This window comes from Methylovirgula sp. 4M-Z18 (assembly GCF_037890675.1).
Lineage (GTDB): Bacteria > Pseudomonadota > Alphaproteobacteria > Rhizobiales > Beijerinckiaceae > 4M-Z18.
In genome coordinates this window covers 3845235-3860939 of sequence record NZ_CP149574.1, presented here as the reverse complement: position 1 = coordinate 3860939, position 15705 = coordinate 3845235, and the positions used below count along the sequence as shown (strand labels likewise).

The following is a 15705-nucleotide window of genomic DNA, read 5'->3' as shown; positions in this document are numbered from 1 at the left end:
ACATAGTACAGTGACAACGCAGACTGAGACAACCTATGATGTCTATACATATAAGTTCGCCTGATTGAGCCCGCCAGCACGTGTAGTCTATCACCGATAAAGCTCGAGAGATTAGGGGAGGACGCGGCAATGATGGAGTCTAGCGGCACGACGCGCATCGAGCAGCTCCTTTCGCAGATGACGCTCGAGGAAAAGATTGGGCAATTGGTCATGCTGAGCGGCGATTTGGTCAAGACCGGGCCCACCTCCGCGTCCGTGACCCATGAAGCGATCGTCGGCGGCAAGATCGGCAGTCTTCTCAATCTGTGGGGACCTGAGCGGGTCCGCGACGTGCAGCGCCTGGCGGTCGAGGAATCCCGTCTCAAGATCCCGATGTTCTTCGGCCTCGATGTGCTGCGGGGATTGAGCACGATCTTCCCCATACCCTTTGGCGAAGGAGCGGCTTTTGACCCGAAGCTCTGGGAAGCTACGGCCCGCGTTGCCGCCGAGGAATGCGCGGTCTTTGGGGTCGACATTACCTTCGCACCGATGATCGACGTGGCGCGCGATCCCCGTTGGGGGCGCATTCAGGAGGGACCAGGCGAGGATGCACTGGTCGGGGCGCGCATGGCGGAAGCAAAGGTGCGCGGCTATCAAGGCCCACGACTGGCGGACGCCGGCTCTATTGCCGCGACCATCAAGCATCTTGCCGCTTACGGCACCGTGCGGGCCGGCCGGGAATATGCGTCGGTGGATATTTCCGAGCGCAGCCTTCATGAGGTCTATCTGCCCCCGTTCCGGGCGGGCGTCGCGGCGGGCGTTGCGGCGATCATGCCGGCCTTCACCGATTTGAATGGCACGCCGATGACGGCTCATGTCGCCATCCTGCGCGACATCGTGCGCCGCGAATGGGGGTTCTCCGGCGTCATGATCAGCGACTACAGCGCGGTTGCCGAACTCATGGTGCATGGCATCGCGGCCGACCAGACGGAAGCGGCCGCCCTCGCGCTCAATGCCGGCGTCGATATCGATATGATGGGCGGCGGTGCCTATACCGACGGTCTGCCGCAAGCCCTGAAGCGCGGCCTTGTCACGATGGAGACGATCGACAGCTCTGTCCGCCGGGTGCTGGAACTGAAGGAAAAGCTCGGGCTCTTCGAAGATCCCTATCGGCGGTGCGGATCGGCAGAAGCGGTCGCCGCCAAGAGTGCCCAGCGCAGTCGGCATGGTCTCGCACGAGAGGCGGCCCGTCGCTCGATCGTGCTGCTGACGAATAAGGATGATACTTTGCCGCTGCGCGACAGCACGGGCGTGCTCGCCGTCATCGGACCATTGGCCGACGGCAAGGGCGAGGCGCAGCAAGACACGGCTGGGAAAAACCCCGTCGTGTTTGAGTGGCTGCGTGACGCTTTGCCGCAGACGCGCGTCGCGTTTGCGCCCGGATGCGAGATCGAACGCGGTCACAAGAAGGCACTGGCCGACGCGCGTGTTCTCGCCCGGCAGTGCGACGCGGTCGTCCTTTGCCTTGGAGAAACCATCGGCATGAGCGGCGAAGCCAGCAGCCGCGGCCGCCCGGATCTGCCGCACGCCCAGCAGGAACTTGCCCGCGCCGTGCTTGCGCAAAAGAAGCCGGTCATCGTCCTCTTGTTCTCCGGTCGTCCGCTCGTCCTGCCGGATTGGCTCGTCGAGAAAGCCAAGGCGATCCTGGCGGTCTGGTTTCTGGGCGACGGGGCGGGGACGGCGATCGCCGACGTGCTCAGCGGCCGCTTCAACCCGAGCGGCCGGCTCACCATGTCCTGGCCGGTCGATGTCGGGCAGATCCCGATCTATTTCGCCGAGCGGCCGACCGGGCGTCCGCCCGTTCCGGCGGAGCATTACTCAAGCAAATATCTCGATATGCCGAACGAACCGCGATTCGCGTTCGGGCATGGCTTGTCCTACAGCCAATTCGAATTGAGCGGGTTGCGAACGAGCCGGCAGGCGGTGCGCGCGGGGGAGGCTCTCGACGTCACGGTCGATGTCAGCAACAAGGGGCCGCAGGCCGGCGAGCAGACCCTCTTCCTCTTCATTCGCGATCTCGCGTCGAGCGTGACGCGGCCCGCCTTGGAACTCAAGGACTTCCGCAAGATCACGCTCGCTGCTGGCGAGAGCGGCGCCCTGAACTTTCATCTCACCACGGATGATTTGCGCTTTCTCGATCGCGATCTTCAGCCAAAGCTCGAGCCGGGGGCATTCGATATCCTGGTCGGTGCGAGCGCCGAGGCAAGCGGACTTTTGCGCACCCGCATCGAGGTGCTAGGCTGACCGCGGTGAGCCGCCGGATAAGGCGGGACGTGACACGACAGGGAGGTTGGATTTGCGGCAAGATCCAAGGCAATCCGGAACGCATTCCGCCAAAGCAGCCAAACCTTTTCGTCTGACCAAATCCGACGAGGCATTGCTCGAGCTCGTGCAACGCCAGACCTTCCGCTATTTTTGGGATTTCGCCCATCCGCATTGCGGTCTCGCCCGCGATCGCAGCGATCCGAAGAGCCAGGACAAAATCGACGTCGTGGTCTCCGGAGGCTCCGGCTTTGGCGTGATGGCCATCGTCGTCGCTGTTGAGCGCGGCTGGATTACGCGGGAACAAGCTGTCGAACGCTTGACGACGATCATCGACTTTCTGTTTTCCATTCCCTGCTACCACGGCGTCATGCCGCATATGCTGAACGGCAATACCGGCAACGTTATCCATCTTGGCCGCAAGGACGACGGCGGCGATTTGGTCGAGACTGCCTTTCTCGTCGTCGGACTCTTATGTGCCAGGCAATATTTCAATCGCGACAATGCGGTGGAAAGCCATTTGCGGCAGATCATCAATTGGTTTTGGGAAGAGACTGAGTGGGATTGGCACGCCCGCGATGGCGGCAACGTGCTCTACTGGCACTGGAGCCCGAATAACGGTTGGGCCATGAATTTCGAGCTGCGCGGCTGGAACGAGGCTTTGATCACCTATGTGCTCGGGGCGTCTTCACCGCGTTATCCCATCAACCCGGATGTCTATCACAAGGGCTGGGCCGAGGGCCGCAAGTTCACGAACGGGCGGCGCTACTACGATATCGAATTGCCGCTTGGCCCCGATTACGGCGGGCCGATGTTTTTCGCGCATTATTCGTTTCTTGGCCTTGATCCGCGCGGGTTGAAAGATCGCTACGCTGATTATTGGCAACAGAATGTGCAGCACGTGCGGATCAATCGCGAACATTGTGTGCGCAACCCGAATGGCTTTGCGGGTTACGGCGAACATGCCTGGGGCCTGACGTCGTGCGACGGCCCGGATGGCTATGGTGCTTACGCGCCCGATAGCGATGCCGGCGTCATTGCGCCCACTGCAGCGCTGTCTTCTATGCCCTATGCGCCGGACCATTCGCTGGCGGCCTTGAAACATTTTCACGGGACGCTCGGTCATCAGCTTTGGCGCGATTACGGTTTTGTCGATGGATTTTGCGAGTCGCGCGGCTGGTATGCCGATACGCATCTCGCCATCGACCAAGGCCCGATCATCATCATGATCGAGAATTACCGGACGGGACTGTTGTGGAATCTCTTCATGAGCTGCCCCGAAATCCAGCACGGTTTGCGTCGCCTTGGTTTTGAGTCGCCGCATCTGGCGGCGAAATAGCGCTTTGAGTGGAGCGGCCATGAACGATTCACCAGACCTTGAAAGCTGGATCGCGCGGCAATATCCGATTGCCGTCGCGAACATGCTGCGCAGCGTTTCGGCGAGCAGCATTGTCAAGCGCCGCGATGGCTTCGGGCAGGTCATCGTGCCGGCGAAAGGATCCGTCGTCGCCTCTCCTGTCTTGGCGTCCTACAATCCCGACCCCGATTATTTCTTCCACTGGTATCGCGATTCCGCGCTGGTGATGGACGCCCTGCGTTTGGTCGGCACCGAGGAGGCAGCGCGGCATTTCTGCGATTTCGTCGATTTCAGCCTCGCACTCGATCGGCTTGATGGCGGCGCATTGGTGAAGGATGCGGCATGGCGGCGGCCGATTGCGCCAGAGTTGCAGCAATTCGTCCGCGCGGACGACGATCTTGCCGCAGCCGTCGTGCGCGGCGAAGCCCGAGTCAATCCTGATGGCAGCCTCGATATCCTGGGCTGGGGCCGCCCGCAATATGACGGCGTGGCGACAAGGGCCTTAACATTGATGCGCTGGTGCCGCAGCGGCCGTACATTCGGGATGAGAGAAGATCAGGCGATCAAGACATTGCTGCGCGAAGATCTGCTGTTCATCCTGGCGCATTGGCGCATACCAACCGTCGACATATGGGAGGAGGAAAAGGCCGAGCACTATTATACGTTGCGCGTGCAGGCCGCCGCTTTGGAATTCGGTGCCGGCTGGCTGGAGGAGCAAGGAGAGGCTGAGCCGGCGCAAGCGGCAAGAGACGATGCGGCCGAAATCATGCAACGGCTGGATGCCTTTTGGGTGCCTGAAGCTGGTTATTTCCGCTCACGCGTGGGCAAAGATACGGACTTGACAAAGGATCTGGATATCGCCGTGATCCTCGCCGCCATTCATGCTGGCGGCTCCTCATCGCATTCGCCGGCAGACGCTCGGATGGCGGCAACGCTCGATCGCCTCGATGCGCTGTTCGAAACCGATTACCCGATCAATCGGGGTAGACCGGCAAACCGTGGGCCGGCGCTCGGCCGTTATCATGGCGACGTCTATTATTCCGGCGGGGCCTATTATTTCTCCACGCTCGCCGCGGCGGAATTCTGCTTTCTGCGCGCTTGCGCCTTGCAACCGTCGGACGCGCCGCAAGCCGCTGCGTTTCTGGCGCGAGGCGACGCCTACCTCCGGACAATCCGCGCCTACACGCCCGAGAGCGGCGACATGTCCGAACAATTCGACAAGGCCACAGGCGTCCAGACCTCGGCCAAGCATCTGGCGTGGAGCTATGCGGGCTTTATCAGCGCGGTGGCGGCCAAGCAGAGGGCTGAACGCCTCTAGGGTCAAAACGCGATCATCCATGACCGCGTTTTGACCCTAGGCCTGTCTTTGGTTATGAGCCAAGCTCGTACATAATGTTGCGCATCATGTACATATAAGTTTAAGCTAGTCTGCGCGGTTCGTTTGTCTGCGGTTTTCGATCCGGTAGCGCCCGCCGGGCAGCAGCAACCGCACGGACGTCACCACATGGCCCTGTGTTCGGGCATCCTCGGCACTGCCGGCTGGTTGCGCAAGCGGCTCAATCTGGCCAGCCGTCCATGTCCGTCTGCGGATCAGCAGACACGGATCGGAGCGCGAGATCGCGAGTAGCTTGCATTCCCAGGGCTGCGGCAACACCGCCTCGATGCGGTGCTCCGCCTCGCTCCATGGCACGACGGCGCTGAGGACGTGATTGGGCGTCAGCTTCGAAAAATCCGCTTCCAGATAATGCGGCACCACCAGTGGATTGACGAAACGGTCCTCGAGCTGCACGGGCACATCATTCTCGTAATGCACGATAATCGAATGAAAAACCGGGCTGCCGATGGGCAATTCCAGGAGGTCGGCCACGTCGGGCGTGGCCTTGAGGGTGTCAAGGAGCAGAACCTGGGCGCTGTAATCGTGACCGCGCCCGCGGATCTCATCGGCTATGTTCCCGACCGCAAAGACGTCCGATCGGCTGTTGCCCCCCGAGACAAAGGAGCCTTTGCCCTGCATGCGGACGAGAACGCCTTCCAGACTGAGTTCGCGCAAAGCCCGATTCACGGTCATACGGCTCACCCCGAGCTGTTCTACCAACTCGCTCTCCGAGGGAATGCGATGATCCGGCGGCCATTCACCGCTGCGCACGCGCGCCAAAATGTGTTGTTTTACCTCGGCATAGAGCGGTGTGGAGGTTTCAGCCGCCTCGCGCTTGTTTTCCGATAGCATGCTCATATTTGCGTCAACCTCGAAAAAAGCGCCAGGACGCGTCCATCGAACGCTTGCATACCGCCCAAAATTATGTATAGAACTTATACATACAAGTTCTGCACACTCCTATCTGACTATGCCTGATTTTTATCTCAGGCGCCAGAGAAGACTTTGCGGCGTGGAATGACCGGACGAGAATGTGGCGATCTGGGGAGGTGCCACAGCGGGTATGCAAACATTCAAAACTGCCTCTGACATCCGGGTTGCCGGCGCATCAGGCCGAACTTGTAGGTTCACACCAGGGAGAACACCGCATGAAGAAGACCGTTGCCATCTCCGCATTCCTGGCGCTCGCCGCATTTGCGGCGGCGCCCGAAGTTCAAGCCAAGGACTGGAAGACCGTTACGATCGGCCTCGAAGGCGACTACGAGCCATGGAACTTGACGAAGCCCGACGGAACGCTGGGGGGCTTTGAAATTGAGCTCGCCAACGATCTGTGTGCGCGCATGAAGGTCGAGTGCAAATATATCGCCCAGGATTGGGACGGCATGATCGCCGGCCTTAACGCCGGCAAGTTCGACGTCATCATGGATGCGATGTCGATCACGCCTGAACGCGAACAACAAATTGCCTTCTCGCGCCCCTACGCACAAACCCCGGCTGGCTTCGCGGGCCTCAAGAGCAGCGATCTTGCCAAGATGGACGGCACCGGAACCATGGTGTCGCTCACCGGCGACGCGGCGCACGACAAGGCTACCGTCGAAATTCTGCGCAAGGCGCTGAAGGGCAAGACGATCGGCATCCAGACCGCCACCGTCTACACCGACTTTGTGAAGAACAATTTCGGCGATATCGCCACCATCACCGAATATAAGACCGCGCCTGAGCATGACCTTGACGTCACGGCCAATCGTATCGATGTCGCCTTTGACGATGACACCTACTTCACCTCGGCCTTTGCCAAGCCGGGTAACGATCAGATGGTGCTGGTCGGTCCGCAAATCGGCGGTTCTATCTGGGGCAAGGGCATTGGCCCCGGCTTCCGCAAAGACGACGCCGACCTGCGGGACAAGTTCGACAAGGCGATCGCCGACGCGATTGCTGACGGCACCGTCAAGAAGCTCAGCTTGAAGTGGTTCAAGCTGGACGTGACCCCGGCCGCGACGCCCTGAGTGCCGGCCTCGATGTCATCCCGGGCTTGACCCGGGATCCATCAGCCGTGCAACGCATGAATCATCGCTGGCGCTGCAGGACAGGCCAATCTCGCGCCGTCGAGGTTGGGGCGCTGTATCCCGGGTCAAGCCCGGGATGACAATTGCTGGCGTCACATGAGTTCGATGCAAGCGCCACTGGTATGATTTGGCGTAGGTTTCGTGCTGCGACGAGCCTGAACTTCACGGCATGACCGGGCCCGGCCCGGTCATTGACGAATGCGCACATCATCGGTGGAATGCTTGCGCAACTCACTGGCCCACCCGAAGAGGAGAGCCAAGCCTTGGACCTTTTCACTGCGTTTGTTGATCGAGTCTCGTCGCTTGTTTCGGAGCTTGGATTCGGCCAAACTGGCTGGGGCTTTTATCTCCTCGGCGGCGCGGCGATGACCCTGGCAGTCACCGTCTTCGCCATGATCATCGGCGCGATCGTCGGCGCGCTGGTGACTTGGGCGAAGCTCGCGGACAATGTGCCGGCAAAGATCGTCGGCAATATCTATACCGTCGTCCTGCGCGGCGCTCCCGAACTTCTGATCATCTACATGGTCTATTTCGGTAAGGTCGTCGACCTGATCGGCAACACCGTGAGTGCGCTAGGGCTGGGCGACAGCCACGTGATCAATTCGTTCCTCGCCGGCGCGCTCGGGGTCGGCTTGATTTCCGCGGCGTACCAGGCGGAGGTCTTTCGCGGCGCCTACACGGCGATCTTCAAGGGCGAGATCGAGGCGGCGCGCTCGATCGGCATGCACCGTTTCATGCGCTTCCGCCGCATCATCGCGCCGCAAATCATGCGCTACGCCATTCCCGGCCTCGGCAATGTCTTCCAGCTCAGCATCAAGGATTCGGCGCTGATTTCCGTCACCGGGCTCGTCGAGATCATGAACGCGAGCAACAAGGCGGCGGGATCGACTAAGCAATTCTTCATGTTCTTCATCGTGGGCGCCTGTCTCTATTTGGTCCTGACAAGCATCTCGACCCGGATGTTCAACGCCGGCGAGCGGCGTGTCGCCAAGACTTTCCGTCGCCCGGTTGGAATGTAGGTGCCGCCATGGACATGAATTTTCTCGTCACCACGTTTCAGCAAATTCTGGCCGTACTGCCGACCACCCTGGCGCTCTTCGCGCTCTGTGTCCCGATCGGCGCGGTGCTTGCGATGCTCATCTTGTGGATGCGGATGAGCGCGAATCCGATCCTGTCCGGCCTTGCCAAGACCTACATCTTCTTCTTCCGCGGCACGCCGCTGCTGATTCAGATGTTCTTGATCTTTTACGGTCTCGCGCAGTTCATGTTCTTTCATCTCCCGCCGATGTGGTGGGTGCTTGCGAGCCGCTTCTGGACGGCGGTCATGTGCCTCGCTTTCTGTACTGCAGCCTATTCGGCGGAAATTTTCCGCGGCGGCCTTCTCGCGGTTCCGGCCAAGGAAATCGAGGCCGCCCGCGCCATCGGCATGTCGGGCTTCAAGCTCCTGCGCCGCATCATCGCGCCAAATGCCCTGCGCCAGGCGTTGCCGGCCTATTCCACCGAGGTCGTGCTGATGCTGAAATCGACGTCGCTCGCTGGCCTCATCGGCGTCGTCGAAATGACGGGCGTTGCCCAGGCGGTCGGGCGGCGGACCTTGCATGAGGTCGCGACCCTGGCCCTCACCGGTATCATTTATCTGACAGTGGGCTTTCTCGCCATTCTGGCGCTCGGCTGGGTCGAGCGCCTACTCTCTCCGCATCTGCGGTTCATGCCACCCAGCGCGCAAACGCCCCGCACCATCGTCGGCTGAAAGGACATTCCGTGAGCTCTTCCAGCGAAATCGCGCTCAGCGTGAAAAACATCCACAAAAGTTTCGGCGATCACGAAGTGCTCAAGGGCATCTCGCTCGATGCCCACCAGGGCGATGTGATCTCCATTCTCGGCGCCTCGGGCTCCGGCAAGAGCACCTTCTTGCGCTGCATAAACCTGCTCGAGACGCCGGACGAGGGCGAGATCATCGTTGCCGGCGAAAAGCTCGAAATGCGCCGCAACAGATCGGGCCATCTGGAGCCTGCCAACGGCAAGCAAGTGGATCGCATCCGCTCCGAGCTTGGCATGGTGTTTCAGAGTTTCAATCTCTGGTCACATATGACGGTCCTCCAGAATCTGATCGAGGGGCCGGTGCACGTGCTCGGCCGCCCCAAGGCCGAGTGCATCGCCGAGGCTGAAGCCTTGCTCGAACGCGTGGGCCTCGCCGACCGGCGCAATTACTATCCATCACATATGTCCGGCGGCCAGCAGCAGCGCGCCGCGATCGCGCGCGCCTTGGCGATGAAGCCCAAGGTCATGCTGTTCGACGAGCCGACATCGGCGCTCGATCCCGAACTCGTTGGCGAAGTGTTGCGCGTCATGCGCGGCCTCGCCGAAGAAGGCCGCACCATGCTCGTCGTCACCCACGAAATGGGCTTTGCCCGCCACGTGTCCAACCGGGTGATGTTCCTGCACAAAGGCGAGGTGGAAGCGGATGGGTCTCCGGATGAATTGTTCAAGGAGATGAAGTCGGAACGCTTCAAGCAGTTCATCTCGAGCCAACACCATCATTGACGCCTATTGCGCCCCATCCCGCCCATTCCTCTCGCGATGTTCGAGAGGGTTCCATGACCTCTTTTGATGCCTGGCATGACTAGTATCACACTCGACCGCCCCCTGACCTGGCAACAAGTCGCCGCGATCGGCGGCGGCGCTGAACTTCACCTTTCCCCCGCCGCCTGGCAACGCATCGGCGATGCCCGTTCCATCGTCGATGCGATTGTCGAAAAGCGCATTCGCGCTTACGGCGTCAATACCGGCGTCGGTGGCCTTGCCAATGTCATCGTCGATGGCCCGAAGCAGCGTGCGCTGTCACGTAACATAGTCATGAGCCATTCCGTCGGCGTGGGCGCCGCGCTGGGCAAAACGGAGACGCGAGCCATCGTCGCTGCGGCCGTGAACAATTATGCGCACGGCCGTTCGGGCGTGCGTCCCGTCGTGGCCGAGCAACTCCTTGCCTTGCTCACGCATGATTGCATTCCAGAAGTGCCGGCGCTTGGTTCCGTCGGCTATCTGAGCCACATGGCGCATATTGCGTTGGTGTTGATCGGCGAAGGCTTCGCAACGCTGCAGGACGAGAGGCTGAGCGGCGGCGCCGCGCTCGCGCGCATCGGGCGCGAGCCGCTCGTGCTCGAAGCCAAGGAAGGGCTCAGCCTCGTCAACGGCTCGCCATGCGTCACCGGTCTTGCCGCTTTGGCGCTGGCGCGGGCCGGCAACCTTGTCGAATGGGCCGATGTCACGGCGGCCATGAGTTTTGAGAATTTGCGCGGCCAATTGGCCGCGTTCGATCCGATCTCCCTTGCCTTGCGCGTATCCGACGGCACGCAAGAGACCGGTCAACGGCTCCGCGCCCTTCTTAATGGCAGCGCCATCGTCGAAGCTTCGGCAGGCCGCCAAACCCAGGATCCGCTCAGCTTGCGCGCCGTACCGCACGTGCATGGCGCGGTGCGCGACGCTCTTCTGACCATTGGCGCGACGATCGACCGGGAACTCGCCTCCGTCACCGACAATCCCGCCGTGATGGGCACATCGGAAGCGCCGCAAGTCTATTCCGAAGCCCATGCGGTCGCGCCGCACATTGGCCTTGCCATGGATACGCTCGGGATTGCTGTTGCTGAAGTGGCGGCAATGGCGGAACGGCGCATTGATCGGCTGCTCAATCCGATGGTGAGCGGTTTGCCGCCGTTTCTGGCAACGGACACCGGCGCCACCTCCGGCTTCATGATCGCGCAATACACCGCGGCTTCGCTGGTCGCGCTCAACCGCCGCCTCGCCAGCCCTGCCAGCCTCGATGGGGGCATCACATCTGCTTTGCAAGAGGACCATCTGTCTCATGCAACACCGGCGGCGTTGAAGGCACATGATATCCTTGACAACGTCGAGAACATCCTTGCAATCGAGTTGCTCGCTGGCGCCCAGGCCTATGACCTGCAGCAAAACGACCTTGCCCGCGCGCCGGGCACGGACTCTTACTATCGCATGGTGCGGGACGTTGTATCTCTTTATCGCGATGATCGGCCCCTGGCTTCAGATATCGCTGCGGCGAGGCGATTGCTGACCCTTCTGTCCGCAGCCTGATCTCCGACGCCTTAAAAACGCTCGCCCGTCAGATGGGCGATCTGCGCACCGGCTTCATAATAGGCTTCCTTCACGCGCCGGAATGCAGGCGCCTGCAGTTCGGTGACGGGCAAGGGCAGATCCGCTTCTCCAAGCTCGCCCAGAATGTGCTGGGCCAGCGTGCGGCCGAAAACCGTTCCCGGCGCGATGCCGCGCCCGTTGTAGCCGGAAAAACCCACGACGTTGCGATCGAAGCGATGGAAGCGCGGCAAAGCATTCTCGGTCATCCCAATCTTGCCGTACCATTGATACTCGAAGTCGACGGAGCCGAGTTGCGGGAAAAGGCGGGCGAGCGAACGTTTCGCCCAGGCGGGGTGGATCGCCGTTCCCGTATTGCGCAAAGCGCCGACGCTGCCAAACACCAGCCGGCCCGCGTGATCCATGCGGAAGGACGACAGGATTTCCTTGGTGTCCCATGCCCCTTCGCGGCCCGGAAGGATGGAGGCGCATAAGTGTGGGGCAAGCGGCTGGGTCGCAAGGTTGAAGTAGGGCAAGAGCGTCTGCTCGCGGCGTACGGCGTCGCCAGGTCCAGCGCCATAGGCGTCGGTCGCGACGACGATCCAATCTGCGACGACGGCACCGCGTCCCGCCGAAAGCTTCCAGCCGCTTCCTTCGAGAGTATAGGAACTGACACGGGACTGGGTGTGCAGCGTCACGCCAGCGCGCACCGCCGCATGGGCAAGCCCGCGCACATAGGCGAGCGGCTGCAGAGTTCCTGCGCGCATGTCGAGGAGGGAGCCGGCGTAGGCTTCGGTGCCGGTCCGCCGGGCCGTTTCCGCAGCGTCGAGCAACGTGACCGGCGCGCCGCGCTTTTGCCATTGTCGCGCGCGCTCGGCGATTTCCGCGAGACCGGCCGTTCCGACCGCGCAGTGGAGCGTGCCGTTGCGTTCGAGTTCGCAGGCGATGCCATGCTTGTCGATGATGTCCATCACCGCGCGCGGCCCGTCGCCGAGAAGTTGCAGCAGCCGTTCCCCGTGCGGCTGACCCAATTCTCCGGGCAGATCGTCCGGCATCACCCACATGCCCGCATTGATCAGGCCGACATTGCGGCCCGAGCCGCCGAAGCCGATTTCGGCGCCCTCCAAGACCACGACTTTGCGCGCCTTTTCGGCCAGATGCAGGGCGGCCGACAGGCCCGTAAAACCGCCGCCAATAATGGCGACATCCGCAATGATGTCGGTCTCCAGCGGTCCTGTGACGGGGGCCGCCGGTGCGGTCTTCTCCCATAGTCCGTGGGAGCGGGCGTCGTCGAGCATGTCAAAATTCCTTTAGATGGCCGGTTCGCGCTGCACGTGTCGCCGCGAGTCCTGGCCGAACACATAGTCGGTCATTTTGTCGCATAATTTAAGGCTATTTGATTGCTCGTCATCATCTTGGGACTCCTTCGCAAAGGAGTCACCAGTTACGTGATGTTTCGGCGGCTTTGTTGCGGTGAAAATGACAGCGGCGGGTCAACGCCCGCCGCCCATGGCCAGAGGCATCATGCGATGTCGAAGGAAACACCCTGCGCGAGCGGCAGCGCCTTCGAGAAATTCACCGTATTGGTGGCACGGCGCATGTAGGCTTTCCAGGCGTCGGATCCGGATTCGCGGCCGCCGCCCGTCTCCTTCTCGCCGCCGAACGCGCCGCCGATCTCGGCGCCGGACGTGCCGATGTTAACATTGGCGATGCCGCAGTCGGATCCGTCCGTGCCGAGGAAACGTTCGGCTTCCTGCATATTGAGGGTGAAGATGCTGGACGAAAGCCCTGCCGCAACCGCGTTGTGATCCGCAAGTGCCTGGTCGAAGTCGGCATATTTCATGACGTAGAGGATCGGCGCGAAGGTCTCTTCGAGCACGGGTCCAGATTGCTGCGGCATTTCCACGATCGCCGGCTTGACGTAGTAGGCGGTCTCTTCGCCTGCACCGTTCACGCGCTCGCCCCCCGAGACCTTGCCGTCCGCAGCTTTTGCGCCGGCCAAGGCTTTCTGCATGGCATCGAAAGCCTGTTTGTCGATGAGCGGACCGACCAGGGCCGAGGTTTCGAGCGGGTTCCCGACCGACACGCTTGCGTAAGCTGCCTTCAGCCGCGGCACGAGTTGGTCGTAGACGCTTTCGTGCACGAAGAGGCGGCGCAAAGTCGTGCAGCGCTGGCCGGCGGTGCCCATGGCGCCGAAGGCGATGGCGCGCAGGGCCATGTCGAGATCGGCCGAGGGGCAAACGATGCCGGCATTGTTGCCTCCGAGTTCGAGAATCGAGCGGGCGAACCGTTTGGCCAAACGCGGACCGACCTCGCGGCCCATGCGGGTCGAGCCGGTGGCCGAGAGGAGCGCGACCTTGGGATGATCGACCAAGGCTTCGCCGATCGCGCGGTCGCCGATCAGGACCTGCGAGAGGTTCTTTGGCGCATCGCCGAAGCGAGCGAGGGCGCGCTCGAGGATCGCCTGCGATGCGAGCGCGGTCAGCGGCGTCTTTTCCGATGGCTTCCAGACAATCGCATTGCCGCACACGAGCGCGAGCGCCGCGTTCCAGGACCAGACGGCAACCGGGAAATTGAACGCGGAGATGATGCCGACGACGCCGAGCGGATGCCACGTCTCCATCATGCGGTGGCCGGGACGCTCGGTCGCGATCGTCAGGCCGTAAAGCTGGCGGGAAAGACCGACCGCGAAGTCGCAGATATCGATCATTTCCTGAACTTCGCCGAGACCTTCCGACGGAATTTTGCCGGCCTCGATCGAGACGAGGCGGCCGAGATCGGCCTTGGCGGCACGCAGTTCCTCGCCGAGCAGCCGCACCAATTCACCGCGTCGCGGCGCGGGCACGAGCCGCCAGGCTTTGAAGGCGTCATGCGCCGCATCGATGACCTTGCCGGTTTCGTCGGCGGACGCCGTCTTCAACTTTGCAATTTCCTCGCCACTCACCGGGCTAAAGGAGGCCATGTCGCCACCCGTCCAGGCGGCGCGCGGCACGCCGAGCTTGTCGAGCAGGCTGGCGGTTTCCTGTTTCACGTTGACCGAGGTCATGGGTTCGTTCTCCATTTCATGATTGGGTTTTAAAAGGTCACGCTGCCGAGCGGCCCCGGCGCGGCGATTGCCTTCAGGTCTGTGGCGAGCCGGCGGATGTCGTGCGGCGTGTAGCGGTCGTAAAAGGCTTGATTCTTGCGGCCGATCGCATGCTCGGCGCTGAAGCTGCCATGGAATTCCTCGACGGCGACGCTGAAGACCCATTCGCGCAAGGCGGTCTCGAAGCCGGCGTCACGCAGGCGCGGATCGTCCTTCGGGACGACGAGATTGAAATGCACACCGCCGTCGCCGATATGGCCGAAATCGCAGATCAGGACATCGGCAAAATGCTTCGGCATTTCGGCTTTCATGTGGTCGAGGAAGCGCATGATGTCGCCACGCCGGAACGACAGGTCGAAAGCGATGAGCCGCCCGAGATGCTTGACGCCCTCCGACAGCGCATGGCGCAGCGCCCACATTTCCTGCGGCCGCCCGATGAACGCGTCGGCAAGCAGAGCGTCCTCACGCTCGAAGATCGCGCCGAGCACCTCTTCCATCACCGCGTCGAGCGGTTGCTCGCCGGCGCGCGGAAGGTTCGAGCGGGAGATTTCCGCGAGAATCACGAATTCCGGCACGATGCCAGCCTGAAAAGGATTGCGCAGCGACGGTACATGGCTCAGCGCGGCCGTGACCGCGTTTTTCGACAACCCCTCGAAAGCGGAAAGATCGTTGCCGAGCGCCTGCTCCATGGCCGTCAGGAGGTCCGGCACGCGGTCGAGCGCAGAGGGCACGAGGAAGGCCGTGGCCGTCTGGCGCGGCAGCGGCTCCAAATTCAGCACACATTCGGTGATGACGCCAAAGGCGCCGGACGTGCCGATGAACATCTGCTTCCAGTCGATGCCGGTGTTGTCCTTGCGTAGGCCGGTGCCCAGTTCGAGCACGGTGCCGGCCTCGTCGGCCAAGACCACTTTGAGCCCGAGCGTATTGCGGCGCACGTCGCCATAGCGCAGGAAGCGCGAACCGCCGGTGTTGGTGGCGATCATACCGCCGAGGCGCGGGTCGGCACCGAGGTCGATCGGAAAGAACAGGCCGTCCGCCTCGAGCCGCGCATTCAGGTCGGACAGACGCAGGCCCGCGCCCACTTGTACCGATCGGTTCACGCGATCGAGTTCGAAGATGCCCGTCAGCCGGTCGAGGCTGAGCACGCCTTGCTGGCCGCTTGCATCCGGTGTCGAGCCGGAGACGAGGCCGGTGTTTCCCGATTGCGGCACCAGCGCGATGCCGTTCCGCACGCAATAGGCAACGACCGCGGATGTTTCCGCTGTCGACGCCGGCCGCGCCACGAAAGCGGCGCGGCCCTGATCGTAGCGGGCGCCCGTTTCGTAAGCCGCCATATCGCTTGGCGTAACGAGAAGTCCCTGCGGGCCAAGCAGCGCGCGCAAAGCGTCAATAGGGCTGGCTTCAATCATGGTTCCTG

Annotated in this window: 12 protein-coding genes; 8 read left to right on the top strand and 4 right to left on the bottom strand. The window is 62.0% G+C overall.

The annotated features are described in order from the left end of the window. Positions 1 to 129 precede the first annotated feature (129 nt). From V9T28_RS17775 to V9T28_RS17765, 3 genes are read left to right on the top strand one after another with little or no spacing between them, the layout of a single operon-like run. Positions 130 to 2283, top strand: coding sequence for a glycoside hydrolase family 3 N-terminal domain-containing protein (locus tag V9T28_RS17775; RefSeq protein ID WP_116402485.1), 2154 nt, complete (start codon positions 130 to 132; stop codon positions 2281 to 2283). Between the two features lie 52 nt (positions 2284 to 2335). Beyond that, positions 2336 to 3640, top strand: coding sequence for a glucoamylase family protein (locus V9T28_RS17770; RefSeq protein WP_199500263.1), 1305 nt, complete (start codon positions 2336 to 2338; stop codon positions 3638 to 3640). Positions 3641 to 3659: 19 nt separating this feature from the next. Further along, a complete protein-coding gene (locus V9T28_RS17765; RefSeq protein ID WP_116402487.1) occupies positions 3660 to 4976 on the top strand; it encodes a glycoside hydrolase family 15 protein in 1317 nt (438 codons plus the stop codon). Between the two features lie 105 nt (positions 4977 to 5081). On the opposite strand, the gene hutC is transcribed toward V9T28_RS17765, so the two are convergent. Further along, positions 5082 to 5891, bottom strand: a complete 810-nt coding sequence (gene hutC / locus V9T28_RS17760; RefSeq protein ID WP_116402488.1) for a histidine utilization repressor — start codon at positions 5889 to 5891, stop codon at positions 5082 to 5084. Positions 5892 to 6181: 290 nt separating this feature from the next. Between hutC and V9T28_RS17755 the strand changes: the two genes are divergently transcribed. From V9T28_RS17755 to V9T28_RS17735, 5 genes are all read left to right on the top strand, one after another. Continuing rightward, positions 6182 to 7039 (top strand): transporter substrate-binding domain-containing protein, encoded by an 858-nt coding sequence (locus V9T28_RS17755; RefSeq protein WP_116402489.1) that lies wholly within the window; start codon positions 6182 to 6184, stop codon positions 7037 to 7039. A 425-nt stretch (positions 7040 to 7464) separates the two neighbouring features. Continuing rightward, the gene (locus V9T28_RS17750; RefSeq protein WP_245424225.1) at positions 7465 to 8118 is read left to right on the top strand and encodes an ABC transporter permease; all 654 of its coding nucleotides are present in this window, start codon (positions 7465 to 7467) and stop codon (positions 8116 to 8118) included. An 8-nt stretch (positions 8119 to 8126) separates the two neighbouring features. Further along, a complete protein-coding gene (locus V9T28_RS17745; RefSeq protein ID WP_116402490.1) occupies positions 8127 to 8849 on the top strand; it encodes an ABC transporter permease in 723 nt (240 codons plus the stop codon). 11 nt (positions 8850 to 8860) lie between these two features. Then, positions 8861 to 9643, top strand: coding sequence for an ABC transporter ATP-binding protein (locus V9T28_RS17740; RefSeq protein WP_116402491.1), 783 nt, complete (start codon positions 8861 to 8863; stop codon positions 9641 to 9643). 75 nt (positions 9644 to 9718) lie between these two features. After that, a complete protein-coding gene (locus V9T28_RS17735) occupies positions 9719 to 11206 on the top strand; it encodes an HAL/PAL/TAL family ammonia-lyase (protein ID WP_116402492.1) in 1488 nt (495 codons plus the stop codon). 11 nt (positions 11207 to 11217) lie between these two features. Here the strand turns inward: V9T28_RS17735 and V9T28_RS17730 are convergent, their stop codons facing one another. The 3 genes from V9T28_RS17730 to V9T28_RS17720 form a co-directional block, all read right to left on the bottom strand. Continuing rightward, positions 11218 to 12501 carry an NAD(P)/FAD-dependent oxidoreductase gene (locus V9T28_RS17730; RefSeq protein WP_116402493.1) on the bottom strand — a complete coding sequence of 428 codons (1284 nt, stop codon included), beginning with the start codon at positions 12499 to 12501 and terminating at the stop codon, positions 11218 to 11220. Positions 12502 to 12725: 224 nt separating this feature from the next. Next, a complete protein-coding gene (gene amaB / locus V9T28_RS17725; RefSeq protein ID WP_199500267.1) occupies positions 12726 to 14249 on the bottom strand; it encodes an L-piperidine-6-carboxylate dehydrogenase in 1524 nt (507 codons plus the stop codon). Between the two features lie 29 nt (positions 14250 to 14278). Continuing rightward, entirely contained in the window at positions 14279 to 15697 is a 1419-nt protein-coding gene (locus V9T28_RS17720) for an FAD-binding oxidoreductase (RefSeq protein ID WP_116402495.1), read from the bottom strand. Positions 15698 to 15705: the final 8 nt, after the last annotated feature.

Excerpts from the sequence above, each read along its gene's own strand:
- V9T28_RS17775 (WP_116402485.1), top strand. The coding sequence starts at position 130 with ATGATGGAGTCTAGCGGCACGACGCGCATCGAGCAGCTCCTTTCGCAG.
- V9T28_RS17765 (WP_116402487.1), top strand. The coding sequence starts at position 3,660 with ATGAACGATTCACCAGACCTTGAAAGCTGGATCGCGCGGCAATATCCG.
- hutC (WP_116402488.1), bottom strand. The coding sequence starts at position 5,891 with ATGAGCATGCTATCGGAAAACAAGCGCGAGGCGGCTGAAACCTCCACA.
- V9T28_RS17755 (WP_116402489.1), top strand. The coding sequence starts at position 6,182 with ATGAAGAAGACCGTTGCCATCTCCGCATTCCTGGCGCTCGCCGCATTT.
- V9T28_RS17750 (WP_245424225.1), top strand. The coding sequence starts at position 7,465 with ATGACCCTGGCAGTCACCGTCTTCGCCATGATCATCGGCGCGATCGTC.
- V9T28_RS17745 (WP_116402490.1), top strand. The coding sequence starts at position 8,127 with ATGGACATGAATTTTCTCGTCACCACGTTTCAGCAAATTCTGGCCGTA.
- V9T28_RS17735 (WP_116402492.1), top strand. The coding sequence starts at position 9,719 with ATGACTAGTATCACACTCGACCGCCCCCTGACCTGGCAACAAGTCGCC.
- V9T28_RS17730 (WP_116402493.1), bottom strand. The coding sequence starts at position 12,501 with ATGCTCGACGACGCCCGCTCCCACGGACTATGGGAGAAGACCGCACCG.
- amaB (WP_199500267.1), bottom strand. The coding sequence starts at position 14,249 with ATGACCTCGGTCAACGTGAAACAGGAAACCGCCAGCCTGCTCGACAAG.
- V9T28_RS17720 (WP_116402495.1), bottom strand. The coding sequence starts at position 15,697 with ATGATTGAAGCCAGCCCTATTGACGCTTTGCGCGCGCTGCTTGGCCCG.